Source organism: Sphaerisporangium rubeum (assembly GCF_014207705.1).
In the GTDB taxonomy this organism is placed as follows: Bacteria; Actinomycetota; Actinomycetes; order Streptosporangiales; family Streptosporangiaceae; genus Sphaerisporangium; species Sphaerisporangium rubeum.
The window spans coordinates 704,235-729,321 of the sequence record NZ_JACHIU010000001.1; the positions used below are offsets into that span (position 1 = coordinate 704,235).

The window sequence follows — 25,087 nt, forward strand, 5'->3', positions numbered from 1 at the left end:
GGCCCCGTCAGCCCGCCACGCGGAGCATCGGGGGGTGGAGCAGCTCGGCCGGGCCCCGGCGGTACAGCATGGCGGGCCGGCCGCCGTCGCGGGTCGTGGTGCGGCCGGTGGGGACGAGGAAGCCGTCGGCCTTGGTGACCTTGCGGTGGAAGTTGCGCGGGTCCAGGGGACGACCCCAGACGATCTCGTAGACCCGGCGCAGGTCGGCCACGGTGAACTCCGCGGGACAGAAGGCCGCGCCGAGGGAGGTGTACTCCAGCTTGGCGCCGGCCCGCTCGATGCCGTCGAGCATGATGCGCCGGTGGTCGAACGCCATCGTGGTCAGTGACGACACCGGCTGCCAGCTCATGTGGGCCTCGCTCGGGGCCGGCAGGTCCGGCGCCAGGCCGAGGTAGGCGACGCTCAGCACCCGCTGGCGCGGGTCGCGGTCGGGGTAGCCGTACGTGCGCAGCTGCTCCAGATGCACCGGGGCCCCCGGCAGGCCGGCGCGCTCGGCGAGCACCCGGGCCGCCGCGGCGGGGAGGTCCTCCTCCAGTTGGATGAAGCCGCCGGACAGGGCCCAGTGGCCCTCGTACGGCGAGCGGTCGCGTTTCCAGACCAGTGCGCAGAGCTGCTGGTGGCGCACCGTGAGGACGACGAGATCCACGCTGACGGGAATGCGTGGGATCATGCCAGGCACGTTACACCGCGCGACCCCCCGCCACGTGCACTCCGGCGTCCACGGCGCCGGGTCACACGGGCCGGGAGGCGTCATAAGGTTGGGGCATGCCGCGATTTCGAGGGATTCTGGATGAGCTGCCGGCGTACCGGCCGGGGAAGGCCGTGGTCGCTCCGGACGGCCGGTCGTTCAAGCTGTCGTCGAACGAGAGTCCGTACGATCCGCTGCCGCCGGTCGTCGAGGCGGTGGCCGCGGCGGCCCGCGAGATCCACCGGTACCCCGACCCGGCGTGCACGCGGCTCACCGAGGCGCTGGCCGAGCGGTACGGCGTGCCGCAGGAGCACGTGGCGCTCGGCGCGGGTTCCGTCACCGTGGCGCAGCAGCTTCTGGAGACCGTCGGCGAGCCGGGGGCCGAGGTCGTGTACGCGTGGCGGTCGTTCGAGGCGTACCCGCTGCTCGCCGACCTCGCCGGGGTGACGTCGGTCCGGGTGCCGCTCGCCGAGGAGACGCACGACCTCGAGGCGATGGCGGCGGCGGTCACGCCGCGCACCCGGCTGGTGTTCGTGTGCAACCCCAACAACCCGACCGGCACGGTGAACCGCACCGACGAGCTGGTGGCGTTCCTCGACACGGTGCCGCAGGACGTGCTGGTCGTGCTGGACGAGGCCTACCACGAGTACGTCAGGGACGCCGGTGTCCCCGACGGGCTGCGGCTGTACGCCGACCGGCCCAACGTCGCGGTGCTGCGCACCTTCTCCAAGGCGTACGGCCTCGCGGGTCTGCGGGTCGGCTACCTCATCGGTCACCCGCCGGTGGCCGAGGCGGTGCGCAAGACCATGGTGCCGTTCGCGGTGAACGCGCTGGCGCAGGCCGCGGCGGTCGCCTCGCTGGCCGCCGAGGAGCAGCTGCTGGAGCGTGTGGAGGCCGTGGTCAAGGAGCGCACCCGGGTGCGTGACGGGCTGCTGGCCCAGGGGTGGGCCGTGCCGCCGACCGAGGCCAACTTCGTGTGGCTGCGCCTCGGCGAGCGCACCATGGCGTTCGCCGAGCGTTGCGCCGCCGACGGCGTCGCGGTGCGGCCGTTCGCCGGCGAGGGGGCCCGGGTTTCCATCGGCTCGCCTGAGGCGAACGACGCGCTGCTGTCGGCCGCTGAGGACTTCAGGAACGGCTGAGCTCGGCCGCGCCGGGTTCCGCGGCAGGCGGGGCCTCGGGCCGCTTCCTGTGGCGTTCTGTGGACACCACGAGAGCGACGCCGACGATGATCACCAGGCCGCCGGCGAGCATCTGCGCGGTGACGGCCTCGTGCAGCACCACGAAGCCGAGCAGCACCGCGACCACGGGGTTGACGTAGGCGTACGTGGACACCAGCGAGATGGGTGCGTTGCCGAGCAGCCAGGTGTACGACGTGAAGCCCACCAGTGAGCCGGCCACCACCAGGTAGGCCACGGCGAGCCAGGACGCGGCGGTGACCTCGGCGACGTGCAGCCGCTCGCCGGCGGTGAGGCCGATGACGAGCATGCCGGCGCCGCCGACGATCATCTCGACGGAGCTCGCGGCGAACTGGTCCTTCGGCATGGGGACACGGCCCGAGAGGAACGACCCCACCGACCACGACAGGGACGCGGCGAGCAGGATGACGATGCCGACGCCGCCTCCCGAGCCCCCGCCGTCCAGGGACAGGCCCGCGACGCCGCAGAAACCGACGAGCACCCCGGCGACGGTCAGCAGGTGCGGCCGGTCGCGTGCGAGCACGCGGAACACCACCAGCCACAGCGGCACGGAGGCGACGAGCAGCGCGGCGAGGCCGGAGGTGATGTACTGCTCGGCCACCGCGACCATGCCGTTGCCCGCGGTGAGCAGCAGCACGCCGACCAGCGCCGCGCCGAGGAACTCGCGCCGGGTCATCCGGAAGGCCCGGCGGCCCTTGAGCGCGAGGACCACGGCTCCGAGCACCAGGGCGGCCGTGACGAAGCGCATGCCACCGCTGATGAACGGCGGGATGGTCTCGATCGCGATCATGATGGCGAGGTACGTGGAGCCCCAGATCACGTACACGACCGCCAGTGCGGCCCATACCCTGATGTCATGAGTGTTTGTCCTCATGACTCCTGACGCTATCGAGACGCACTGACAGAACGGCGGTGATTTCACCCCTTGAGATAGTGATGTCCCGACCGGTGGAAGGCGACGTCTCAGCGACCGGAGGAGCCGCTGCGCGTAGCACAGATTTGTCCACATCGTGTGGATAACCCACCGGTCAGGGGTGGCTCAACATCACATTTGCGCATCTGAACCGGCACTTGAGCGGTCCCCCACAGACCGCCGGTTATCCACAGGCTGTGGACAAGGCCGGGCTCCGGCGGACCGGATGGACCGCCGGAGCGGCCACACCCGGTCCCCTGAGTCAGCGCGGGCCGAGCTTCTCCACGATCAGCCGGTAGAGCTGGCGCGGACGACCCGGTTGCGGAGTTCGATTCGGCGGAAGCGGCCACGCGAGTCCCTCGTCAACCAGCGTGCGCAGCAGCCGTCGAGCCGTACGCGGAGTCACCCCGAGCATCCGCCCGGCGCTCTCCGCGTCCACGATCGTGTCCCCACCTTCCAGCTTCGCCGCCAGCCGCGCGAGCACCTCGACACCCTTCGGCCTGCCCTGGCCCGGGGCCTGCGGAGGCATGCGAGGCGCCGGCACCAGAGTGCGGCCCTCCCGGTCCACGGCGAACCCCTGAGGCTGCTTGCCGGCCTGAGTGCGCGCCAGTGCCGCACGCGCGTGTGTCTCGGCGTCATGCGTGGTACGGCCCATGCCGACCCCCACCTCGACGGCGAGGCCGAGGTCGTCGCGGATGCGCGCCGCGAACGGCAGCACCCGGAAACCGTCGGTCGCCGCGGCCATCGAGCCCCGCGTCGCCGTCACCAGGTAGCTGTGATCGTCGATCGCCCACACGGCGGCGTTGATCCGATTGGCTTCCTGGACCAGCAGGCGGTGCAGCGACAACCTGAGCTCGTCACGCCAATACCTCGGAGCAGCCCGCCGTACGGGCTCACGTAACGTCGGCACCTCGATCAGCACCACCGTGAGCTGCGACTCCTCCAACCTGTGGTGCGCACCGAGCAGCGCCGCCGTGTGCAGGGCCGTGCGCACGGCCGCCGACGTCGGACGGATCCGCACCGTCGGCACCCCTGCCGCGGTCAGCCGGTCGGCCACCGCGGGCAGGCAAGTGAGCGCGCCGGTCGTCGCACCCTGCCGGATCAATCTCTCGTGGTACCCCGCGACCGTGCCGGTCGCCCCTGACTCCTCCCGTGTCTGCACACCGGTGGCAGGCAGGCCGAGATCGGCATAAGCCTCCTCGACCTCCGCCCTGGTCAGCACGTCGATGCTCACCCGCCGTGGGTCGATGCGCTCGTCCAGCGCCGCACGGGCCAACGCCGCCGTCAGCGCGGGCCCGCCGAGGTGGACGTACGTCGCCGGTATCGTGAGCACCCCTGAACGCCTGGCAAGCTCATAGGGCACCGGGCTCGCGAACAGGCACGCGTCCACCCCCGGCCCGAGGCGCACGACCTTGTCGGCCGCCTCCTGTTCGTCACGATACGCGGCGGCCACCAACCGGCACGGGACCGGAGCCGCCGCGTGACCCATGAGCATCACTCGTTCGACGAGGTCGTGTGGTCCCACCACCCCGATCGTGAGGTCCGGGGCAGACGTGCCCACCCGCGACCCTCGCGAACTGTCTTCGGTCCGCTCGACCAATGTTCGTCCCATCCCGCCATACCTCAGATCGAGGCCGCCACACCGAAGGACCGGGGGGTGCGCATGCGTCCCACCCGGCCTGGTCCGGCCTGACAGCCTCTCCACTCAATCGGCCGATTCACCCTCACCGGCAGACCGCCGCGCGGTCACCGGAAAAGGTGAACGACGGCGCTCCCGGCTCGGGTTCGTCGCCCATCCGGTCTAGTCCTCTTTGGAACGATCGCTCGCCAAGGCACTAATGTCACGCCCGGATTTGCCGGAATAGCGGCCGGCCATGCCGACAAGGTATGGCCGGATCGGTCATATGAACAGGTCAGAGGCGGTTTACGGGGGGAGTCACGTCTTCGGGGAAATCTCTCTTACCACATCTCCACCCAGGGCCTTCATGCGCACCGCGAGGTCATGGTGGCCGCGGTCGATGAGATAGCCGGGGGCGATGACGGTCTCACCCTCGGCCGCGAGGCCGGCGAGCACGAGCGCGATTCCGGAACGAAGGTCGTGCGCCGTTACCTCCGTTCCGGTCAGCGGAGTGGGGCCGTGCACGACGGCACGGCTGCCGTCGACCTCGATGCCGGCCCCCATTTTGTTGAGCTCTCCCGCGAGCGCGAAACGGCCGTCGAAGATGCGTTCGTGAATATAGCTCGCGCCGTCCGCGAGGCACGCCACCGTCATGATCGGGGACTGCAGGTCGGTGGCGAAACCCGGGTAGGTGTCGGTGATGACGTTGATCGGCCGCAGCGGCCGGTGCCGGCGCACGTTGAGCACCGCGCCGTCGCTGGCGAACTCCACACCCATCTGCTCCAGCTTCCACCGGACCACCCCGAGGTGCTCCAGGGACGTGCCGACGAGGTTGACCTCGCCGCCGGTGATGGCCGCCGCCATGGCGAACACGCCGGCGTCGAGCCGGTCCGGCATCACGCGGTGCTCGACCGCGGTGAGCTCGTCCACGCCTTCGACGGTGATGAAGCCGGTGCCGCCGCCGCTGATCTTGGCACCCATGCGGGTGAGCATGGCGATGACGTCGAGGACCTCGGGTTCGAGCGCGGCGTTCTCGATGACGGTCGTGCCCCTGGCCAGGGCCGCCGCCATGATGAGGTTCTCGGTGCCGGTGTGCGAGGGGGTGTCGAGATAGAGCTGCGCGCCGGTCAGGCCGGCGGCCTTGACGTGGATGACGCTCTCATCCTCGTCGACCATCGCGCCGAGCCGCTTGTAGCCGAGGTAGTGGAAGTCGAGGTTGCGGCTGCCGAGATTGCAGCCGCCGACACCTTCGATGACCGCCTCGCCGAGCCGGTGCAGCAACGCCGGCACGAACAGCACAGAACCGCGGAAACGGCGCGCGATGTCGGCGGGGAGCACCGGGCTGGTCAGCTTGGACGCGTCGATCACCAGGGTGCGCTCGGCCTCGTGGAGCTGGACGTCGGCGCCGACCGCGCGGGCCAGCTCGACGGCCCGCCGCACGTCTTCGATGATGGGGACGTTGCGCAGGACCGTGCGGCCGTCGGCGGCGAGCAGCGCCGCACCGATCATGGGGAGCACGGCGTTCTTCGCTCCCTGGATGAAGGCGGTTCCGCGCAAGGCGTTGCCACCGCGCACGCGGTAACGAACCATGTGATGAGGCTCCTAGGATCGAAAAGCGGCGCGGCCACGCTGGACCCGCCGACGAGCGGACGGCGGCCAAGTTATCCGCCCACAGTAGTGGTTTCCGCAGGAGGCGCTCGCCACTTTGACCGTACGTCCGGCGCGCTCCGGCGCCGCGCACCAGCTCCAGCCGCGATCGGCGGTCACCGAGTCGATTGACCGGCCGGAGCGTCGGGGGAGGCGGCGTGCAGCAGCGAGTTGGCGCGCTGGTCCACGAACCGCGTCACGATCTGCTGCGCGTAGCCGAACACCATGGCCCACACCAGGATCGCCGTCTGCGAGCTCAGCCCCGTGAAGCCCGGCACGAACCCCGAGTTGAGTATCAGCAGGCCGAGTATCGCGGTCGCCACACCGGCGGGGGCCTTGAGCAGGTTCTGCGCGACCGCCAGGGAGTACCGGGTGGACAGCTCCGACCGGGTCGACAGGGACGCCGCGGTGGCGAGCGCCGCGCCGAGCACACCGAGCAGCGCCACCAGCGGCACGTCGCCGTGGCTCGGCCCGGGGCCGCCGGTGGGACACACCTGTGGCAACGTGGCGTTCGGCCCCAGCATGGAGAGCAAGGTGCCGTGACCGCACATCGGGATCCAGGACGGGAAGGCTGCGCCGAGCGCGACCAGCCCGCAGACGATCAGGCTGAGGATGAGGACCCCGCCGAGCAGCATGTTGCGGAAGCTGCGGACCCGTCCGCTCTCCACCGCGGCCGCCTGGTAGGCGGCACGCAGCACCGACTGCAGCAGCGGCCGGTCCTGCTCGCCGACGTCACCCGCCGCCACCCGTGCCGCCAGCCGCTGCACCCGCGCGTCGTCGGCCGCCAGGTACGCGCGTCCCGTCGCGAGCACCTCAGGCGCGCGGCCCTCCAGCTCTCGCGCCGGCAGCAGCCCGTACAGCAGCACCGTCGCGCCGTGGATGTTGGACCACGCGCCTTCCACGGCCTGTCCCGTCAGCCACCGCCGTGTTCCCTGACGCTCGTTCGCGTACGCCTCCGCGACGTCCACGTGCTCCTCGACGGCGGCCAGCACCCCCGGGACCTCCGCGTCCCCCGGACGTAAGGCCGCCACCCGGCCGGCCTCGGCCCGGATCTCGGCCCCCCTGGCCCACACGTAGACACGCCACACCCCCGACCAGCGGAACATGCCGTTCCCCGGAGCCGACCGCTCCGCACGCATGGCTTCCGCGGCCGTGTGCGCCGGGGGAGCGACGTCTCGGACCGTGTGCGCCGCGGGGACGGCGCCTGCGGTCGCGCCTTTCCCGGTGCTCGCGTCCCCGGTGCTCGCGTCCTTGTCGCCGGCGTCCGTCGTCGGTTCGGCTGTCATCCCAGTCCTCCAGAGCTCGCCTCTGCCCCGGCATATCGCGCCTTCCCCGCGCGGCGCTACCCGTGCGCGGAAGGCGGCAGGTGAGCGGGGATCAGCCGCCGGCGGCGGCCGCGGCGATGTCGGTGCGGTGGTGGGAGCCGCGCAGGCGGATGTGGGCCAAGGCGGCGTAGGCGGCGGCGCGCGCGTCCTTCAGGGTGGGGCCGGTGCCGACGACGTTGAGCACGCGGCCGCCGGCGCTGACCACCTGGCCGTCGGCCGGTCTGGTGCCGGCGTGCAGGACGTAGGCGTCCTTCAGCGGGACGTCCAGGCCTTCGATGACGTCGCCGGTCACCGGGGAGGCCGGGTAGTTCTCGGCGGCGAGGACGACGGTCACGGCGGCGCCTTCGCTGTGGCGCGGCGCGGGGTGGGCCGCGAGGGTGCCGGTGGCGCAGGCGTGCAGGAGCGACGCCAGGGGGGTCGCGAGGCGGTCGAGCACCACCTGGGTCTCGGGGTCGCCGAAGCGCGCGTTGAACTCGATGACCTTGGGGCCGGCCTCGGTCAGGGCCAGCCCCGCGTACAGGACGCCGGTGTACGGCGTGCCGCGGCGCGCGAGCTCGGTGATGGTGGGGAGGACGATCTCGGCCATCACCTGGCCGGTCAGGCCCTCAGGGGCCCACGGCAGCGGGGTGTAGGCCCCCATGCCGCCGGTGTTGGGGCCGGCGTCGCCGTCCAGAGCACGCTTGAAGTCCTGTGCGGCCTGGAGGGGGACGGCGGTGGCGCCGTCGCAGAGCGCGAACAGGGAGACCTCGGGGCCGTCGAGGTACTCCTCGATGACCACGCGCTCACAGGCGGCGGCGTGCGCGAGCGCCTCGCCGAGGTCGGAGGTGACGACGACCCCCTTGCCTGCCGCGAGGCCGTCGTCCTTGACGACGTACGGCGCGCCGAACTCCTCGAGCGCGGCGCGGGCCTGCTCGGGGGTGGCGCACACGCGGGACCCGGCGGTCGGCACCCCGGCGGCGATCATGATGTCCTTGGCGAACGCCTTGGAGCCCTCGATGCGCGCCGCCTCGGCCGACGGCCCGAAGCACGCGACACCGGCGGCGCGCACCGCGTCGGCCACCCCCGCGACCAGCGGCGCCTCCGGCCCGACGACCACCAGGTCGGCGCCGAGCCGTGAGACGAGCGCCGTCACCTGCTCGGGGTCGGTCGCCACCACCGGGTGGACGGCGGCGACCGACGCGATGCCGGCGTTGCCGGGAGCGCAGTGGAGCTCGGACACCTCGGGGTCCAGGGCCAGCGCACGGCACAGAGCGTGCTCCCGGCCACCGGATCCAATCACTAGTACGCGCACGCACGGAGTCTACGGCCCACCCGCCCCCAGGCCCTCCAGGCCGTGGTCACCCCTGTGGACGACGCCGCAGGTGGCCTGTGGACGACGCGTGAGCGACCCGCGGACGGGTGTGGCGGCGTCAGCCCTGCTGGTCGGCGCCGGTGTACATGGCGGTGATGCGGTCGGCGGCGGCGCGGGCCTCGGCCTCGTCGGTGCCGGCGGCGATGCTGGCGTCGGCCCAGCTCGCGCTGCTGAGCGCGGTGAAGCGCCTGCCGTCGTCGGAGGCGAGCCACTCCTCGGCGGCCTTGCCGGGCTCGATGGACGCGCCGGTGCCGAGGTGTCCCGCGAGGCCGAGTATCCCCATGTCCCAGCCGATGCCGACGGCGCCGGGGCCGAACTGGACCCACATGTCGTCGTCCACGGCGGCGGTGTGCTCAAGGGTGAACGTCGTGCCGCCGCCGGGTGCGGGGGTGAGCGTGACCTCGATCCAGCTCACCTGGCCGCCGAACTCCCAGGTGGCCGCGAAGCTCGTCGGCGCGTCGCACCGCTCGACGGTGCCGCCGGCGTTGCCTTCGAACTGGTAGCTGCCGCCGACCTTCAGCTCGCCGCTGATCGGCAGGAACCAGCGCGGGATGCGCTCGATGTTCGTGAGCGCGTCCCACACCTCCTCGACGGGAGCGTCGTAGGTCTGGGTCGCGGTCAGCACCCGGGCCTCTCCGGCGTCCAGCGTGCGGCTGCCGATGGTGCGCTTGACGGCGCTGATCTGCTCGGTCGTATCGATCACGGGGAACTCCCTTGTCCTTTTCGTCGGTCTTTCTCGCCGGCGCCTGGCTCGCGCAGCCGCCGCTCGCGCCTGCCTCTGGCGATCTCGGTGTCGAGAGCCATCAGCGGTGGCGTCACGGCGCGGCGGAAGTTGTCCAGCCAGGCGTCGACCTCGCGCAGCGCCTCGGTGTTCACCGTGTACAGGCGGCGGGTGCCTTCGGGTCGTACGCTCGCGAAACCCGCGTCACGCAGCACCCGCAGGTGCTGGGACACGGCCGGCTGTGAGATGCCGAACTCGCGCCGCATGACCTCCGACACCGCTCCGGAGGTCAGTTCGCCGCCGGCCAGCACCTCAAGGATCCTGCGGCGCACCGGGTCGCCGAGAATATCGAACGCGTGCACGAATCCATTGATATCACAGGCCACTTATATAAGCCAAGGCTTAATCATGACCCGTTCTCGCGAAAGGCATGATCAGACGGCATAAGGCCGTTGTAAGCTGGGAGCGGAGCCGGGCCGTGGTAAGTTAGGTCGGCTTTGGTCTGTCTGCGGCTGATTGGAGGTGAGTCGGGATGACATCTGGTGATCCCAGCAGTACGTGCTCGCGCACGTACGTCGTGCGCACCCCCGACCACTCCGATCCGGTGCCCGGCTGAGACCTCCTCATCACGTCACCTCCCTGTGACGTCCGCCGCCATGTGCGGCTCCCGCTATGCCGGGCGGGAAGGACCGACATGCGCTCGTCCACGCTTTTCCAGCGGATCAACCGCCACCCCCGTGCCACGCACGTACGCATCGGCGCGCCTGCCGCGACGACCCCGCGCCACCACGTCCCCGACCCGAGGTGCGTGCCGCCGAGCGACTCCCTGGTGGAGTTCGGCGCCTACATCGGCGGCAAGCGGGTCGACGTCCCCGGCATCCCCGAGGCCGTGAGCCTGGTCAGAGACCACAACAACGCCGTCGGAGCCCCCGAGGCGTACGTCTGGGTCGGCCTGCACGAGCCCGAGGCGCCGGAGGTCGAGTGGCTGGCCGAGGTGTTCGGCCTGCACCCCCTGGCCGTCGAGGACGCCGTCAAGGCGCACCAGCGGCCGAAGGCCGAGCGGTACGGCGACTCGCTGTTCGTCGTGCTGAAGACCGTGGCGTTCCTCGACCACGACGAGCTCACCGCGTCCAGCGAGATCATCGGCGTCGGCGAGATCATGCTTTTCGTCGGCTCCGACTTCGTGGTCACCGTGCGCCACGGCAGCCACTGCTCGCTGTCGGAGGTGCGCGGCCGGCTGGAGGCCAAGCCCAAGCTGCTGTCCCGCGGCCCGGCCGGTGTCCTGCACGCCATCGCCGACCACGTCGTGGACCGCTATCTGAGCGTGGCGGACCTGATGCAGGCCGAGCTGGAGGAGGTCGAGGCGGCGGTCTTCGCCGACGTCAGCTCACGCGACATCGGCCGCATCTACCAGCTCAAGCGCGAGATGATCGAGATGAAGCGCGCCGTCACGCCGCTGCGCACGCCGCTGAGCGCGCTGCCGCAGCGCCGCATGATCCCCTCCGACATGCGCGACTACTTCCGCGACGTCGGCGACCACCTGGCCAGGGTGTGCGAGCAGGTCGAGTCCTCCAACGAGCTGTGCAACTCGATCCTGCAGGCCGCGCTGGCCAGGTCCAACGCTCTGGCCAACGAGGACATGCGCAAGATCTCCGCGTGGGTCGCCATCATCTCGGTGCCGACCATGATCGCCGGCATCTACGGCATGAACTTCACCCACATGCCGGGCCTGACGGCCATGTGGGGTTACCCCGTGGTCATCGGCACCATGCTGGTGATCTGCTCCCTGCTGTACCGGGGTTTCCGCCGCAACAGCTGGCTGTGAGCCGACCGGCCCGGCTGCCTGAGACACCTCGTGACCGCCGTCGCTCACCCGGGGAGGAACGGCGCACGGCCAGGTCGTACCAGGCCGGTCATGCGGACCGACCGGTACGGACCGGTTCGGTCCTGGTCCGTGCCGGCCGGTGCGGACCGGATCACACCGGCCAGGTCTCGCGGCGCCAGGCGGCGTCCCAGAACATCCACTCGTACCGCGCCGTGGTCACGAAGTGGTCCAGGGCCCGCGCGCGCTGCGCGGCCGTGGCCTCCGCGCCGGCGCGGTCGGTGAGGCCGACCACGCGCCGCACCACGGCCTGGAAGCCCTCGTCCCCGTACGCGTCGATCCAGCGGCGGTACAGCGGGTCGGGGGACGACCGCTCGAGCAGCGCCTCGCCGACCCTGGCGTAGATCCAGTAGCAGGGCAGCACCGCGGCCAGCCCGTCGAGGAACGACCCGCCGTACACCGTGGCGAGCAGATAACTGGTGTACGCGCGCGTCGTCGGCGCCACCGGCGCGTCGTGCTCCGTCACACCCCCGAGGTCCGCCATGAACGCGCCGTGCATCTCCTGCTCGGCCGCCACGGCCCCCACCGCGTCCCCCGCGAACGCACGCACGTCGTCCTCGTCGGGGGCCTTGGCCGCGCACACCGAGAGCGCACGCGCGTAGTCCCTCAGGTAATGCGAGTCCTGCGCGACGAAGTACCCGAACGCCTCCTTCGGCAGCGTGCCGTCCGCCAGCCCGGTGATGAAGGGATGGGAGAGGATCGCGGCGTACACAGGCTCGATGGCCCGCCACAGCTCGGTGCTGAACGAACTCCCGGACGCGGACACGGGGGACGTGGTGGACTCGTCGACGGTCATGAGTCCACCGTATTGACCAGGAGGCGGCCACCGGACAGCGGTCCCTTGGTCCGCGTACGAACGTACGGCCGGCGTCGACCTACAAATTGTCCACGAACAGGCGTGCCTCCTGCTCCTCCATGCCGGTCTCGCCGCGCACGAGAAAGATCGCCTGCTCGTCGCGACCGGCGGCCTTGAGGCGTCGTACCCGCGTCGCGAGGTCCGGCGGCAGGTCCTGCGGTGCGTCCTCGGGGAGGGGTGGCAGCGGCGTGTTCCGCACCGGCCGGTACCTGGCCATGATCGGGTGATCGTACAGCGGCCGGCCCACCACCACCCCGTCCACCACCGCCTTGGCGTCCGCCAGCCCGAGCCCGGTGTGCCGCCGCAACTCCTTGATCGCCTCGATCTGCCGCCGCTCCCGCACCAGATGGACGACGAGCTGCTCCAGGTCGAGGTTCGCCGGTACGGCCCCGGTCCTCCGGCCGCTCCCCTTGCGTAGCACCCCGGTCAACCCGACGATCACCCCGAGAACCACGACGACCAGGACCAGGACCAAGAGGATGAAGATCTCAACAGGACCAATCGATGGCATGCGCCGCATCGTATGACGATTCAGTCGGAGTCGCATTGATGTGACGGAACGCCTGTAGGTGAGGTCAGGGGACGAGGTGGAGCTCTGGACGGTGGTCGGGGAGGCCGAGCAGGGCTCTGACGCGGGTGGGGTGCCAGGCCAGGCGGGTGGCCAGGCGGGGGAGGGTCAGGGGGGTTTCGCTGCGGGCCAGGTCGAAGGCCTGGCGGAGCATGGCGGGGTGTTCGCCTGAGTAGGTGGTGATGGGTTCGGCGGTGAAGCCCGGCTGGTCGCGCAGGGCCGCGAGGCGCTGGTAGGCCCGGGCCGTGGAGGAGTCGGACAGCAGGCCCACCTCGCGGCAGCGGTAGAGCAGGGAGTCGACGGAGACCCCCCAGATCTGGCGCAGCTCGGCGAGGCGGCGCAGGTCGAGGCGGCGGGGAAGGTCGGGGAGGACGCTGTCGCGGGGGGTGAGGAACTCGGCGGCGAAGGCGTCGGCCTCGCGTTCCTGCTGGGGGTCGCCGGCGGCGGTGTCGCCGTGCAGGACGAGATGGCCGAGCTCGTGCGCGGCGGTGAAACGGTGGCGGTGGACGTCGTCGAAGCGGTTGGCGGTCAGCACCACGATGGGCCGGGGGAGCTGCGAGGTGGAGAAGGCGTCCACGGTGGTGGCGTCCTCGTCCGGCGGCGGGAAGACCACGACGATGCCGTGCGCCTCCATGTGCCGCACGAGGTGCGCGACCGGGCCGGTGCCGAGACCCCAGTGCGCGCGCAGGGCCCGGGCCGCGGCGGCGGGCTCACGCGGCAGCTCCACTCCTGAGTGCACCTCGCCGCCGGAGAAACCCGGCAGATCCACCCGAGGCAGCCGGACCAGCAGCTCCAGTGCGTGGGTCAGCTCCCACACCTGCTCGACGAACGCCACCGCCTTGGCCCGCTGGTGCGCACGCGTGGACCGCAGGCTGCGGAAATGCGCCATCGAGCCGTCCAGTTTGCCGTGCGGCCTGCCGGTCAGGAAGAACGCGAGCGGCACGTCGAGCTCGTCGGCCAGCCGGGGGATCAGGTGCGGCCGGGGATGGGTGGTGCCGGTCTCGTACTGCCCCACGGCGGCCGGTGTGACGCCGATCCGCTCGGCGAGGTCTTTTTTGGTCAGCCCGGCGAGCCGCCGCGCCTGAGTGAGCCTGGCCTGGTCGAAGGCGTCCGCCACCGCCTGCGGGGACGGCTGCCTGTCACGGCCGTTCATCTGCGGCCGCGATGGACGTGACCTCACCTGAGCCGGCCACCGGGAACAGGGACCGCTCGGCGGCGGGCCGCCGCGTCAGGTCCAGGCCCGGCTCGGCCCCCTCGTCGAACCGCTGCGCGGGGGACGCGGCCGGCGTGACCCACGGCAGCGCGCTGAGCAGCGGGATCTGCTCGCAGTGCGTCCAGTGGACCCGGCCCATGTCGTCGATGAGCTCCGCCTCACCCCAGTGGAGCCGCAGCAGGCCCGCCTGCGCGTTGGCGGCGTACGCCACCGGGATCAGCCGCGTGTCGTCCGGCAGCTGCGCGAGCACCGGCCGTGCCGCCGCGAGCTCGGCCTGCTCGGCCGCCTCGGCGTCGGCGTCCTGCGGCAGGGCCGTAGCGATGTCGAGGACCTCCTGGTAGTAGGAGGGTGCGGGCCCGAACCTGTTGAACAGCTCACGCACCAGCGCCGACACCCGGCCGTCGCCGACCCGGGCCTCGCTGATCGGCGTGGTGTCGTCCTCGGCGTAGCGGAACGGCAGGAACAGGTTGCCGTCCAGCACGACCAGGTGGTGCGGCGAGCCGTGCGGCCGCACCGACTGGAAGCCCGGCATGGCACGGAAACCGTCGAGCAGCGCCTCGTAGCGCCGGGCCATCAGCGTGGAACCGTAGGCGTACCGCTTGCCGCTGCGCGAGGACTTCTGCGCGTCCTGCGCGTTGCCGGACGCCTCGAGCAGGGACGCCGCGAGCTGTCCCCGCACCTGTGCCGCGCGCTCGCCGAAGCGCTCGGTGGCCCAGGCCGACATCTGCGACACCTGTGTTCCCCGCATGAGCGACCTCCGGTGGCTGCGGACTTCACTTCAGTTCTCCGCACGATACTCCCGCGAGCACTCCAGTTGATGTTGTGACGCGCGCGTTTCGCGAATTCGTTCGAAACCTCAGGTGCGTGCGGGGAAGCGCACCGGATCGGGGAGAGGCAGCCCGCGCGCGGCCCACAGCGTGCGCATGCGGTCGGGATAGTCGGTCACGACGCCGGCGACGCCGAGGCCGATCAGGCGGGACGCCTCCTCGGGGTCGTTGACCGTCCACACCACCGCCGGCAGCCCGGCCTTGCCGGCCTGGGTCATCAACTCGCTGTCCACCAGGACGCGGTCCGGCGACAGCGTGGTGGCGCCGATCGACGCGGCGGCCGCCGCGATGTCCCCGCCGAAGTCGGCCACATGATCCAGGCCCAGCCACTCCGGCCGCAGCGTCGCCTTCTCGACGAGCGCGTACCGCGTGGCCACGAGGTCGCGCGCGATCCGCAGCACCCGCCAGTCGAAGCTCAAGATGGCGGTGTCGGCGAGCCGGCCGTGCCGCTCCAGCTCCGCCACCACCAGCTCGGTGAGCTCCACGGGGTCGGCCGACACATCGGGCCGGGTGGGGTCGCACTTGAGCTCGACGTTGAGCCGCACCCCGCCGGCGTCGTAGGCGGCCATCAGGCCGAGCACCGCGCCGAGGGTCGGCATGCGGGCACCCGGCACCGGGGTCTGGGTGATCGCGTAGGGGTCGTCGGGACGGCGAGGGTGGCGCACGCCGACGTCCAGCGTGCGCAGCTGCGGCAGCGTGAGTGACCGGATGGGTTTGCCGACGTACGGGTAGGCGGGGTCGCCGGGTGTGACGGGACCGGTGTCGGCGCTCGTGACCTGCGACACCGTGAGGTCATGCGTCAGCACGAGCTGACGGTCGGCGCTCAGCGCGACGTCGAGCTCGATGGCGTGGACGCCGAGCTCCAGCGTGTAGGCCATGCCGGGAAGGGTGTTCTCCGGGCGCAGGCCCCGTGCCCCCCGGTGGCCGTGAATCTCAACCTGCACAACGGCGCACTCTATCGGTCACCCGGCCCCACATCGCCCATGCGGGGCCGGGTGGCAAGACCGTCAGACGAGCGGCCGCAGCGAAAGCGTCTGGTCGCGGCCCGGCCCGACGCCGATGGCCGAGATCGGCGCGCCGCTCATCTCCTCAAGGGCCCGCACGTAGTCCTGCGCGTTCTTCGGCAGGTCGTCGAACGTCTTGGCGCCGGTGATGTCCTCGTCCCAGCCAGGCAGTTCCTCGTAGATCGGCTTGGCGTGGTGGAAGTCGGTCTGCGTCATCGGGATCTCGTCGATCCGGGTGCCGTCGACGTCGTACGCCACGCAGACCGGGATGCGTTCGAGGCCGGTCAGCACGTCCAGCTTGGTGAGGAAGAAGTCGGTGAGACCGTTGATGCGGGTGGCGTACCTGGCGATGATCGCGTCGAACCAGCCGCAGCGGCGGTCGCGGCCGGTCGTGGTGCCGTACTCGCCGCCGGTGCTGCGCAGCCACTCACCCATGTCGTCGGTCAGCTCCGTCGGGAACGGACCGGAGCCGACGCGCGTGGTGTAGGCCTTCAGGATGCCGATCACGCGGGTGAGCCGGGTCGGCGGGACGCCGGACCCCGCGCACGCGCCGCCTGAGGTCGGCGAGGACGACGTCACGAACGGGTAGGTGCCGTGGTCGATGTCGAGCAGCGTGCCCTGACCGCCTTCGAGCAGCACCACCTTGTCGTCGTCGAGCGCCTTGCTGAGGATCAGCGAGGTGTCGGCGATGTACGGCTTCAGCCGCTCGGCGTACGCCAGGTACTCCTCCAGCACCCTGCCGGGGTCGATGCCGCGCCGGTTGTAGACCTTGGTCAGCACCTGGTTCTTCTCGTTCAGCGCGACCTCGATCTTCTGCCGCAGGATGCCGGGGTCGAGCAGGTCCTGCACCCGCACCCCCATGCGCGCGATCTTGTCGCCGTACGCGGGGCCGATGCCGCGGCCGGTGGTGCCGATGCGGGCCTTGCCGAGGTAGCGCTCGGTGACCTTGTCCAGCGCCTTGTGGTGAGGCATGATCAGGTGCGCGCTCGCCGAGATCAGCAGCCGGTCGCACGAGATGCCGCGCTTCAGCAGCCCGTCGATCTCCGACAGCAGCACCCCCGGGTCGATGACGACGCCGTTGCCGATCACCGGGATCACGTCAGGCGACAGCACACCGGTGGGTAGCAGGTGCAGCGCGTACTTCTGGTCGCCGATGACGACGGTGTGGCCGGCGTTGTTGCCGCCCTGGTAGCGGACGACGTAGTCGACCACGCCGCCGAGAAGGTCGGTGGCCTTACCCTTGCCCTCATCGCCCCACTGGGCCCCTACGAGAACGACAGCCGGCATCCTTTGACTCCCACGACAAATACGAAACCCCTGGCGCAAGCGCGACAGGGGCTCTTGCGTAGTGAGACTACCCGAGGGGGCCGATGTCACCCAAGCGCGACGTCACGTCGCGGCGAGGGCTTCCGCCGCCGAAGGGCTGCTGTCCCGGAGGAACTGCGCACATCGCTCGGCTTCGTCCTTCTCCCCGATGGCCTGCGCGGCACGGCTGAGCGCGTGCAGGCAGCGAAGGAAGCCCTGGTTGGGCTCGTGCTCCCAGGGAATCGGGCCGTGCCCCTTCCAGCCGGACCTGCGGAGCTGGTCGAGGCCTCGGTGGTAGCCGGTGCGCGCGAAGGCATATGAGGTGACGGCGTGGCCCGCCGCGAACGACTCGTCGGCGAGCGCAGCCCAGGCCGCGGAATAGGCGGGGAAGCGAGCGGCCACGTCACTGGCCTTGGCGCCGGACTCCAGCGCCTCCCGTGCGTCCGGGGTGTCGGGGAGACGGGTGGGCTGCGGGCCGGCCATGAGGTTCTCGTGCGGTTCCATGGCTCAGTCTTACCTGAGTTTCGGGTCATCTGGTCAGACCACATCGGCGGTGGCGCGGAAATCACCCACATCCGCGGCCGTGCCGCGATCACTGCCGCGAGGCGCGGAACCATCTGCCCCGTGGCCGGGGGATCAGGGGCTCGGTGGCCGGGGGCTCGACGCGCGAACCGAGGGCCTCGGCGAGGCGGGTGTTCTCGGCACGCAGCCTGGCGATCTCCCTGGTGAGCGCGGGGTCGCCGGTCGTGCCGCGTCTCGGCGGCTCGGCCTCGGCGGCGGGGAGGAAGCCCAGTGACGCGCCGTCCATCCAGTGCGTGCCTGACACGTCGTGCACGGCGGCGTCCAGCGGCTCGTCCGGTTCGCGCACCAGGGCCGCGCGCGCGAAGGCGCCGGTGTGCTCCAGGCGCGCGGCGAGCACCGCGTCGTCACCTTCGTGCAGGGCCACCGACACCAGGCCGTGGCCGTGCCTGGCGGCGTGTTCCACCAGGCGGCGCAGCGTCTCGGGGCCCGGCACCCAGCCCGGCGGCAGCACCAGCCGGTACGGCGCGGGGGCCGCGGTGGGGGGCACGGTGGCGGCGAACCGCACACGGGGCTCGCCGCGGTACTCGCCGCGAAGCAGCACCAGGTCCAGATGGGTGCTGCGCAACGGGTTCCGCCTGTCCTCGCGCGCGGCGTCCCACGGCCCGGTCAGGGTCACCGCGACGTCGTGCGGCGACCCGGCGAGCACGCCGTCCACCGTGGCGCGCACGTCCTCGTACGACGCGCCGGCGGCCGCCACGACGACCTCGGCGTACGGCACCTGCCACTGGCGGCGCGGGTGGGTGCGCAGCCGCCGCATGTGCGGGACGAGGCCCGGCACGTGCGCGTGGTTGTACCGCCGGACGCGTTCCTTGTCGCGCATCATCATGGACAGCCCGAGGTGGCGGCTGCGCGCACCGGGGGCCAGCACGAACGCCGCGCCGGCCTGCGCGAGCCGGTAGCCGAGCTCGGTGTCCTCGCCGAGCACCAGGCTCGTGTCCAGGGGGCCCGCCTCGCGCAGCAGCCGCGCGTTGACCGACGCGGCGTTGGTGACGTGCACACGGAACGCCATGTCCCCGGCGGTGCGCAGGCCGTCGGTGCGTTCGGCCAGGTCCACGATCCAGGCGTGCGGCTCGCTGTGCTCCTCGTCGAAGAGCTTGTCCGCCGCGCCGGCCGACACCGCGGCGTGCACCTCGGCCGGGGTGGGGCCGCCGAGGCCGTGGTCGACGTAGCGGACGTACCCCATCACCACCAGGTGATCGGCGAGGTGGTGCCAGCGCATGTGCTCCTCCACCTCGTCGTGGAAGGTCACCATGTCGGCGTCCAGCCAGTGCACGACGTCACCGGTCGCGCGGGCCAGGCCGGCGTTGCGCGCGTCGGAACGGCCGCGGCGGCCCGGCTCTGTGGTGAGCAGCACCGTGTTCTCCGGCACGATCTCCGGCAGGCGCAGCGAAGGCTCGGTGCCGTCGTCCACCACGATCACCTCGGTCAGGTGCGACGGGTAGCTCTGCGCGGCGAGCGCGGCGAGGGTCAGGTCGAGCTTGTCCTGATGGCCGTACGCGGCGATCACCACGCTCACCGACAAACGGGGACGCCACGTGCCGGGCTCCGGCGGTGTGAGCACGCCGTAGTCGTTGTGCCTGATCCTCGGTGTCCGCTCCGACGTCCCAGATGTCCGCGTCGACACTGTCGTCTCCTCTCTGCGGGTCACGTCCCGGCCTCCATCAAGGCGCTCGGCCGGAAACCCGGCCACTGGTCCTTGGCGCGGGCCAGGAAGTAGCCGATCGGCTCCTGCCAGGTGTGCCGTCCGCGTGCGGCGCGCCTGGCCATGAAGCCGAGGCCGTGGGTCCGGTAGATCGCGCCGCCGGCGCGCAGCAGCGCCTCGAAGAACTGCACGTCCACCGCGCGCGGCACCGGCCGGAAGCCGCCGAGCGCCTCGAACGCCTCGCGGGACACGATGAACGCGCCGCCTGCCACATGGTCGGACATGGTCTCGCTCGTCCAGTGGCGGCGTATCGTCACGTCGATCTGCCGCAAGTAGAAGAACTCCGAGGCGGCACCGGTCAGCTCGGCCCCCGAGCAGGCCTGCGCCAGCAGCAGATCGGCCAGGTGGTCGGGGCCGTACCAGTCGTCGTCGTCCCACTTGCCGATGAACGAGCCGCTCGCGCGGCCGGCGGCCTGGTTGAGCACGGCGCCGAACGGCGCCGCCTGGTCCGCCTCCATCACGGTGATCGGGTGGCCGAACGCGGCCACCGCGTCCCGCACCTCCGGCGCGGCGGCGGACACCCCGTGCAGGCCGAGGATCACCTCGAAGGCGGCGCCGCGCTGACGTGCGATCTGGCCGAGCGCGAACGGCACCATGGCGGCGCGGCGGGTGCACATGACGACCGAGATCGTGGGGCCGTTCGGCAGCGGGACGCCTGACCGCGCGGCGAGGGAGCGCCAGCGCGCGGTGGTGCCGTGGGTGCGCAGCGCGGCGCGGCGCAGCCGCACACTGTGCTCCTCGCGGCGCAGGTCGTCGGCGAGATCCTCCTCCGTCACGCCGGTGAGCAGCGTGGTCAGGGCCGGTCCGAGGGCTGTGGCGGCCCAGGCCGGTACCGGGTCGCACAGCATCGGGACGCCGGCGGCGGCCAGGGACGCCACGGTGTGCGCGGCGGCGACGGGGCCGTCGTGCGCGTGGTGCCAGGTGACGCGCACGCCGCGCAGCCGGCGCAGCCTGCCGATGTCGGCGTCGCTCACCGCGCCTGAGCCGGGGAGCCGTACCAGGACGTCGTCCTCCAGGCGGATCACCGTGGCGCCGTCGTGGCGGCCGAGGACGCCGTAGCCCCGCTCGGGTGTCTTGACGAAGCCGCGCGGGTTGACCGAGCGCTCGTCCACCGGGGGGACGGCGTCGGGGTCGATCGTGGCGTCCCGCAGCAGGTCGTAGCCGCCGGGACCGGCGAGACGGGCCCACGAGGGGTCCGCGACGCGGTCGACGACCGTGACCCGTTCGTCGGTCCACTCCCCGGTCTTCCCGGTGGCGTCCCGCGCGGCGTCGGCGGCGCGGACGGCCAGGTCGGCGGCCGGGACGTCGGCGCGGTCCGGCGCGGGCCCGTGGACGTCGCTGAAACGTGCGCCGGGGTCACCCGGACGCCACGCGGCGAGGCCGCTTCCCGCGAGCCCCGCCGCGGGGAGCGCGTAACCGCCGAGCTGGTGCGCGCCGAAACCCCGGGCCACGGCCGCGGTGACCTCCCCTGCCGGACAGGGACGCGTGAACCGTGTGCCGACCCGCCAGCCGCTCCTGCCGTGCCTGGAGACCGCCAGGTCACGCAGGAACCGGCGGCCGAGCCCCGGTGACAGACGCACCCCTGGCGCGTCGCACCACTGCGGGCTCTCCAGCACGATGACCGCGACCACGCGCGCGTCCGGCAACGCGTCCCCGAGCGCCACCGCGCGCCGCAGATCCGTCGGCGTCCTCGCCACCACGGCCACCGCCGACGGCTCGCCGCCCCACGGCCGCGGCCCCATGACGTCCACGTCCGCCGCCTCGTACGCCACCCCCGGCAGCAACTCGTCCAGCTCGGCCCGCTCGACCCCGGCCGTCGCGACCGCGACCGTCCCACTCCTGCCGAGCTCCGCGGCCACCTCGGCCGGCACGGGTGTGACCGGCATCAGTGCCCCCGCCGCAACACGACCGCGCCTTTCTCGGCCTTGTGCGACACCGCAGTCAGCTCCGGGTACTCCGCGAGCCACCGCTCCACGATCGCCTTCTCCGCCGGCCGGTCCGCGTCGTCCAGCACGATCCACGCGTCCGCCGAGCAGTACGGCAACAGCGCAGGCACCGCCGGGTACCGCACCGCCGGCGCCGTGGCACCCGGCGGCCCGTCCACGAACACCAGCCCGATCTCCGGGAGATCGCTCAGAGCCCGCGTGGCGTACCAGGGGATGCTCTCCTCGTCGGGATCGGCGGCCGGGTGCCAGTCGGTGAGCGGAGCGAGCCGCACCTCGGCGACGTCCTGGAGTCCGTGCGCGAGGATCAGGGCCTGCGTGGCCTCCGCGAAGCGCTCGTCGTGTTCGAGCGCGATGACGTGGTTGCCGGCGAAACGCTGAGCCGCGTAGGCCAGCCAGATCGTCGAGGAGCCGCTGCCGCATTCGAGGATGGTCTTCGGGTGGGTGGTCGCGATCCTCTCGATCAGCAGACGCAGGACGTCCGGGGAGGCGGCCCAGCCGCGCAGCGGGGGAAGAGGCGCGCGAGGCTGCAGGAGCGAACGGACGTCCACCAGGGCTTCGAGCTGCGAGTAGTTCTGGCGGGTGGCGGACGTCAACGTGGCGAGCCCGGTACGGATCTCACGGCCGGCGGTGTCCAGCCCGCTCACGGCCGCGGCCAGCTCGGCGAGCCGGTCGGACTGAGCGGCCAGCTCCATCCGGTCCTCACCGAGCACCGTCAGTACCTCACGGACGTGTCCACGCGCGTTCTCGTCGAGCCGCGCGGCCAGCCCGTCCAGGGCCGCCGCGACCCGCGCGAGGTCGGAACCGGCACGGCTGAGCGCCGCCTCCTGGCGCTTGACACGGTTGTCGACACGCTGCGCCTTGCCGTCCGTGCGCCGGACGTACAGAACGAGGACCGCCGCGAGCGCCAGCGTCACGATCGACACGGCGAGTTGCACCGCCTGGAGGGGTTCGAGCAGCCCGGACGCCGACAGCGGCACCAGCGCGAGCACCGCTGTCCCGGCCACCGCCGCACTCGCGGCCAGCAGCAGACGTGGAGGTGGTGTCCGCATCTTCACCCCTTCTTCGAGAGTTTTCGCAGGCAAAGGGTTATTTCACGATACGAGCATCCAGCCGGCGACGTGCCGTCTTCGGCACGAGATCCTCACTCCACACGCCGGCCGTCCGGTCATGACCTGGCCGGGATCGCTCGTGCCACGGTGCCGGAGATCCGCCGAGGGTGGCGAGGCACCTGCCGGTCGATCGCCGTACGGCGGCGCCGGATTCGCCGTACCACGTCCCGCCGCTTCGGCGCCGTACGGGGGGCACCGTACGGTGGTGCCGGATTCGCTGAGCCGCGTTCCGCCGCCACGCGCACTGCCGACGGCTCGCCGGTCCACGGCTGTGGCCCCATGACGTTCACGTTCGCCGCCTCGTGCACCATCCGGGAAGCGACTCGTCCGGATGGGTGCGCTCGACCGGCCGCGCCGGTCTCCTGGTCCACTCGCCGCTCCTTCGCCGCGACGTACCACCGGTCGAGTGCGGAGGAGGGTGTGGGGTGGGAGGTGGTTACCGAGAGGGTGGGGGGATATGGGGTGGCTCGGTAGGGGGCGGACATTTCCATGAGGCTAGCGAGGCTAATGGGGCAGGAGTCCGTTTATTAGGGGTTTTTTGGGGGTCTCTCATGGAATTCACAAGAAAGGGGCAGGTCGTCAGACCTGCCCCTTCTTGGGATATCGGTGGTTTTACCGGTGGGACCTGCGGTTGTGCCGGGGGTGTTGCTTGATCACATCTTGTTGCCGGCGGAGAGCAGGTCGTCGCAGGCCTGGGCGATCCTGGCGGCCATGCCGGTCTCGGCGGCCTTGCCCCAGGCGCGGGGGTCGTAGTCCTTCTTGTTGCCCACGTTGCCGTCGACCTTGAGGACGCCGTCGTACTTGCGGAACATGTGCTCGGCGACCGGGCGGGTGTAGGCGTACTGGGTGTCGGTGTCGATGTTCATCTTCACGACGCCGTACGCGATGGCCTCGCGGATCTCGTCGAGGGACGAGCCGGAGCCGCCGTGGAAGACCAGGTGGAACGGCTTCTCGCCGCCGTACTGCGCGCCGACGGCGTCCTGGATCTCCTTGAGCACGCTCGGACGCAGCTTGACGTGGCCCGGCTTGTACACGCCGTGCACGTTGCCGAAGGTCGCCGCGAGCAGGTAGCGGCCGCGGTCGCCGACGCCGAGGGCCTCGGCGGTCGCCAGAGCGTCCTCCGGGGTGCTGTAGAGCTTCTCGTTCATCTCGCCGACGACGCCGTCCTCCTCGCCGCCGACGACGCCGATCTCGACCTCGAGGACGACCTTGGCCTCGCGGGCCTTCTCCAGCAGGTCGCGCGCGATCTCGAGGTTCTCGTCGAGCGGACACGCCGAGCCGTCCCACATGTGGGACTGGAAGATCGGCTCCCCACCCTCGGCGACACGCTGACGGGAGAGGTCGAGCAGCGGGTTCACGAACCCGGCGAGCTTCTCCTTCTGGCAGTGGTCGGTGTGGAGCGCGATCTGCACCGGGTACTTGTCGGCCACGGCGCGTGCGTAGCCGGCCAGGGCCAGGGCCCCGGTGACCATGTCCTTGACGGTCGGGCCGGAGAGGTACTCGGCGCCGCCGGTCGACACCTGGATGATGCCGTCGCTCTCGGCCTCAGCGAAGCCGCGGAGCGCGGCGTTCAGCGTCTGCGAGGACGTCACGTTGATCGCCGGGTATGCGAAACCATTGGCCTTGGCCCGGTCGAGCATCTCGGCGTAGACCTCTGGGGTCGCGATAGGCATCGGAAGTCATCTCCCTGAACGGATCTGATGGCCGCGCACGGGCCAGGACGAGCAATTACGGGGCAGGTAGCAAGTATTGCGGACGCGACGGCCCCGGGACCGCGGGCCCGGCCCTGAAGGCCGGTGTGCCGTGGTGACCGGTGACGCCGGAGGCCGGCGCTCGCTCGATATACCTCGTCGTACCCGTTCGCGCGCGGAACCCGCTCGCCAGGATAGTCTCGTCCGTGATGGACCTCACCAATCTTCTCGACGCCCAATGGTGGATCGTCACCTTCGGGCTCATCGGCATCCTGGCGATCATCTTCGCCGAGACCGGGCTCCTCATCGGGTTCTTCCTGCCCGGTGACTCCCTGCTGGTCGTCGCAGGCATGGGGGCCTCCGCCGCCGTGGCGACCTCCGTCGGCCTCGACGCGCCGTTCCCGCTGGCCGTGCTGCTGATCGGCGCGCCGTTCTGCGCCATCGTCGGCGCGCAGGTCGGCCACTACATCGGCGCCAAGACCGGTCCGAGGTTGTTCTCCCGGCCCGAGTCACGGCTGTTCAAGCGTGAGTACGTCGAGAAGGCCGAGCACTACTTCCAGACGTTCGGCCCGGCCAAGGCCGTGGTGCTCGCGCGGTTCATCCCGATCGTCCGCACGTTCCTCAACCCGGTGGCCGGCATGCTCGGCATGCCCGCGCCGAAGTTCTTCCTGTGGAACGTCGTCGGCGGCGTCCTGTGGACCGAGTCGCTGCTGCTCGTGGGCTACTTCGCCGGTAGCGCGATCCCCAACGTCGACCGGTACATCCTGCCCGGCGCCGCGGTGATCATCCTGCTGTCGGTCATCCCGATCGTCCGCGAGATCATGAAGGGCCGCAAGGCGTCGAAGGCCGTCCCGCCGGCCGAGCCCCGCGGCCGTCACCACCGCGACCCCGCCTCTCCTATGTAGTCCGGGACGCCATCACCTCCCCGCACGCATCGGTCCCG

At 71.5% G+C, this 25,087-nt stretch carries 22 protein-coding genes; 3 read left to right on the forward strand and 19 right to left on the reverse strand.

The window, feature by feature from the left end; genetic code table 11:
- Positions 1 to 7: 7 nt before the first annotated feature.
- Positions 8 to 670, reverse strand: a complete 663-nt coding sequence (locus BJ992_RS02730; protein WP_184978373.1) for an NUDIX hydrolase — start codon at positions 668 to 670, stop codon at positions 8 to 10.
- A gap of 95 nt (positions 671 to 765) precedes the next feature.
- Here BJ992_RS02730 and hisC point away from each other — a divergent pair, with 95 nt between their 5' ends.
- Positions 766 to 1,827 carry a histidinol-phosphate transaminase gene (gene hisC, locus BJ992_RS02735; protein ID WP_184978374.1) on the forward strand — a complete coding sequence of 354 codons (1,062 nt, stop codon included), beginning with the start codon at positions 766 to 768 and terminating at the stop codon, positions 1,825 to 1,827.
- Here hisC and BJ992_RS02740 read toward each other — a convergent pair.
- From BJ992_RS02740 to BJ992_RS02770, 7 genes are all read right to left on the reverse strand, one after another.
- Positions 1,814 to 2,758, reverse strand: coding sequence for an EamA family transporter (locus BJ992_RS02740; protein ID WP_184978375.1), 945 nt, complete (start codon positions 2,756 to 2,758; stop codon positions 1,814 to 1,816). The two genes, hisC and BJ992_RS02740, sit on opposite strands and share 14 nt — an antisense overlap.
- A gap of 301 nt (positions 2,759 to 3,059) precedes the next feature.
- A complete protein-coding gene (locus BJ992_RS02745; RefSeq protein WP_184987501.1) occupies positions 3,060 to 4,292 on the reverse strand; it encodes a transcriptional regulator in 1,233 nt (410 codons plus the stop codon).
- 441 nt (positions 4,293 to 4,733) lie between these two features.
- The gene (gene murA, locus BJ992_RS02750) at positions 4,734 to 6,005 is read right to left on the reverse strand and encodes a UDP-N-acetylglucosamine 1-carboxyvinyltransferase (protein ID WP_184978376.1); all 1,272 of its coding nucleotides are present in this window, start codon (positions 6,003 to 6,005) and stop codon (positions 4,734 to 4,736) included.
- Between the two features lie 173 nt (positions 6,006 to 6,178).
- Positions 6,179 to 7,348, reverse strand: a complete 1,170-nt coding sequence (locus tag BJ992_RS02755) for a hypothetical protein (protein WP_184978377.1) — start codon at positions 7,346 to 7,348, stop codon at positions 6,179 to 6,181.
- A gap of 91 nt (positions 7,349 to 7,439) precedes the next feature.
- Complete coding sequence (purD, locus tag BJ992_RS02760) at positions 7,440 to 8,678, reverse strand: phosphoribosylamine--glycine ligase (protein ID WP_184978378.1); 1,239 nt, start codon at positions 8,676 to 8,678, stop codon at positions 7,440 to 7,442.
- Between the two features lie 118 nt (positions 8,679 to 8,796).
- Entirely contained in the window at positions 8,797 to 9,441 is a 645-nt protein-coding gene (locus BJ992_RS02765; protein WP_184978379.1) for an SRPBCC domain-containing protein, read from the reverse strand.
- Positions 9,438 to 9,821, reverse strand: a complete 384-nt coding sequence (locus BJ992_RS02770) for a metalloregulator ArsR/SmtB family transcription factor (protein ID WP_184978380.1) — start codon at positions 9,819 to 9,821, stop codon at positions 9,438 to 9,440. Before BJ992_RS02770 ends, BJ992_RS02765 begins: the two co-directional genes overlap by 4 nt.
- 332 nt (positions 9,822 to 10,153) lie before the next feature.
- Between BJ992_RS02770 and BJ992_RS02775 the strand changes: the two genes are divergently transcribed.
- A complete protein-coding gene (locus BJ992_RS02775) occupies positions 10,154 to 11,284 on the forward strand; it encodes a magnesium and cobalt transport protein CorA (protein WP_184978381.1) in 1,131 nt (376 codons plus the stop codon).
- Between the two features lie 151 nt (positions 11,285 to 11,435).
- Here the strand turns inward: BJ992_RS02775 and tenA are convergent, their stop codons facing one another.
- The 11 genes from tenA to fbaA all read right to left on the reverse strand — a co-directional run bounded on the left by tenA (position 11,436) and on the right by fbaA (position 24,126).
- Positions 11,436 to 12,137 (reverse strand): thiaminase II, encoded by a 702-nt coding sequence (gene tenA / locus BJ992_RS02780; protein ID WP_184978382.1) that lies wholly within the window; start codon positions 12,135 to 12,137, stop codon positions 11,436 to 11,438.
- A gap of 79 nt (positions 12,138 to 12,216) precedes the next feature.
- Complete coding sequence (locus BJ992_RS02785; protein WP_184978383.1) at positions 12,217 to 12,708, reverse strand: hypothetical protein; 492 nt, start codon at positions 12,706 to 12,708, stop codon at positions 12,217 to 12,219.
- A gap of 64 nt (positions 12,709 to 12,772) precedes the next feature.
- Positions 12,773 to 13,918, reverse strand: coding sequence for a helix-turn-helix domain-containing protein (locus BJ992_RS02790; protein ID WP_184978384.1), 1,146 nt, complete (start codon positions 13,916 to 13,918; stop codon positions 12,773 to 12,775).
- The gene (locus BJ992_RS02795; protein WP_184978385.1) at positions 13,905 to 14,726 is read right to left on the reverse strand and encodes a hypothetical protein; all 822 of its coding nucleotides are present in this window, start codon (positions 14,724 to 14,726) and stop codon (positions 13,905 to 13,907) included. Before BJ992_RS02795 ends, BJ992_RS02790 begins: the two co-directional genes overlap by 14 nt.
- Positions 14,727 to 14,834: 108 nt before the next feature.
- Positions 14,835 to 15,749, reverse strand: coding sequence for a glycerophosphodiester phosphodiesterase family protein (locus BJ992_RS02800; RefSeq protein ID WP_184978386.1), 915 nt, complete (start codon positions 15,747 to 15,749; stop codon positions 14,835 to 14,837).
- 63 nt (positions 15,750 to 15,812) lie between these two features.
- Positions 15,813 to 17,096, reverse strand: a complete 1,284-nt coding sequence (locus BJ992_RS02805; RefSeq protein ID WP_184978387.1) for an adenylosuccinate synthase — start codon at positions 17,094 to 17,096, stop codon at positions 15,813 to 15,815.
- Positions 17,097 to 17,198: 102 nt separating this feature from the next.
- Positions 17,199 to 17,618 carry a DUF3151 domain-containing protein gene (locus BJ992_RS02810; protein WP_184978388.1) on the reverse strand — a complete coding sequence of 140 codons (420 nt, stop codon included), beginning with the start codon at positions 17,616 to 17,618 and terminating at the stop codon, positions 17,199 to 17,201.
- An 88-nt stretch (positions 17,619 to 17,706) separates the two neighbouring features.
- Positions 17,707 to 19,344: a glycosyltransferase gene (locus tag BJ992_RS02815; protein ID WP_184978389.1), complete on the reverse strand. Its 1,638-nt coding sequence runs from the start codon at positions 19,342 to 19,344 to the stop codon at positions 17,707 to 17,709.
- Positions 19,341 to 21,284, reverse strand: coding sequence for a glycosyltransferase family 2 protein (locus BJ992_RS02820; protein WP_184978390.1), 1,944 nt, complete (start codon positions 21,282 to 21,284; stop codon positions 19,341 to 19,343). Before BJ992_RS02820 ends, BJ992_RS02815 begins: the two co-directional genes overlap by 4 nt.
- Positions 21,284 to 22,393 (reverse strand): class I SAM-dependent methyltransferase, encoded by a 1,110-nt coding sequence (locus BJ992_RS02825; RefSeq protein ID WP_184978391.1) that lies wholly within the window; start codon positions 22,391 to 22,393, stop codon positions 21,284 to 21,286. The genes BJ992_RS02820 and BJ992_RS02825 overlap by 1 nt, the downstream gene beginning before the upstream one ends.
- A gap of 713 nt (positions 22,394 to 23,106) precedes the next feature.
- Complete coding sequence (gene fbaA, locus BJ992_RS02830; protein WP_184978392.1) at positions 23,107 to 24,126, reverse strand: class II fructose-bisphosphate aldolase; 1,020 nt, start codon at positions 24,124 to 24,126, stop codon at positions 23,107 to 23,109.
- Positions 24,127 to 24,353: 227 nt separating this feature from the next.
- Between fbaA and BJ992_RS02835 the strand changes: the two genes are divergently transcribed.
- The gene (locus tag BJ992_RS02835) at positions 24,354 to 25,049 is read left to right on the forward strand and encodes a DedA family protein (RefSeq protein WP_184978393.1); all 696 of its coding nucleotides are present in this window, start codon (positions 24,354 to 24,356) and stop codon (positions 25,047 to 25,049) included.
- The last annotated feature ends 38 nt before the right edge of the window (positions 25,050 to 25,087 follow it).

Excerpts from the sequence above, each read along its gene's own strand:
- BJ992_RS02740 (WP_184978375.1), bottom strand. The coding sequence starts at position 2,758 with ATGAGGACAAACACTCATGACATCAGGGTATGGGCCGCACTGGCGGTC.
- tenA (WP_184978382.1), bottom strand. The coding sequence starts at position 12,137 with ATGACCGTCGACGAGTCCACCACGTCCCCCGTGTCCGCGTCCGGGAGT.
- murA (WP_184978376.1), bottom strand. The coding sequence starts at position 6,005 with ATGGTTCGTTACCGCGTGCGCGGTGGCAACGCCTTGCGCGGAACCGCC.
- BJ992_RS02805 (WP_184978387.1), bottom strand. The coding sequence starts at position 17,096 with ATGCCGGCTGTCGTTCTCGTAGGGGCCCAGTGGGGCGATGAGGGCAAG.
- hisC (WP_184978374.1), top strand. The coding sequence starts at position 766 with ATGCCGCGATTTCGAGGGATTCTGGATGAGCTGCCGGCGTACCGGCCG.
- fbaA (WP_184978392.1), bottom strand. The coding sequence starts at position 24,126 with ATGCCTATCGCGACCCCAGAGGTCTACGCCGAGATGCTCGACCGGGCC.
- BJ992_RS02835 (WP_184978393.1), top strand. The coding sequence starts at position 24,354 with ATGGACCTCACCAATCTTCTCGACGCCCAATGGTGGATCGTCACCTTC.
- BJ992_RS02810 (WP_184978388.1), bottom strand. The coding sequence starts at position 17,618 with ATGGAACCGCACGAGAACCTCATGGCCGGCCCGCAGCCCACCCGTCTC.
- BJ992_RS02755 (WP_184978377.1), bottom strand. The coding sequence starts at position 7,348 with ATGACAGCCGAACCGACGACGGACGCCGGCGACAAGGACGCGAGCACC.
- BJ992_RS02775 (WP_184978381.1), top strand. The coding sequence starts at position 10,154 with ATGCGCTCGTCCACGCTTTTCCAGCGGATCAACCGCCACCCCCGTGCC.
- BJ992_RS02730 (WP_184978373.1), bottom strand. The coding sequence starts at position 670 with ATGATCCCACGCATTCCCGTCAGCGTGGATCTCGTCGTCCTCACGGTG.
- BJ992_RS02790 (WP_184978384.1), bottom strand. The coding sequence starts at position 13,918 with ATGAACGGCCGTGACAGGCAGCCGTCCCCGCAGGCGGTGGCGGACGCC.
- BJ992_RS02745 (WP_184987501.1), bottom strand. The coding sequence starts at position 4,292 with ATGCTCATGGGTCACGCGGCGGCTCCGGTCCCGTGCCGGTTGGTGGCC.
- BJ992_RS02820 (WP_184978390.1), bottom strand. The coding sequence starts at position 21,284 with ATGCCGGTCACACCCGTGCCGGCCGAGGTGGCCGCGGAGCTCGGCAGG.
- BJ992_RS02785 (WP_184978383.1), bottom strand. The coding sequence starts at position 12,708 with ATGCCATCGATTGGTCCTGTTGAGATCTTCATCCTCTTGGTCCTGGTC.
- BJ992_RS02825 (WP_184978391.1), bottom strand. The coding sequence starts at position 22,393 with ATGCGGACACCACCTCCACGTCTGCTGCTGGCCGCGAGTGCGGCGGTG.
- BJ992_RS02795 (WP_184978385.1), bottom strand. The coding sequence starts at position 14,726 with ATGCGGGGAACACAGGTGTCGCAGATGTCGGCCTGGGCCACCGAGCGC.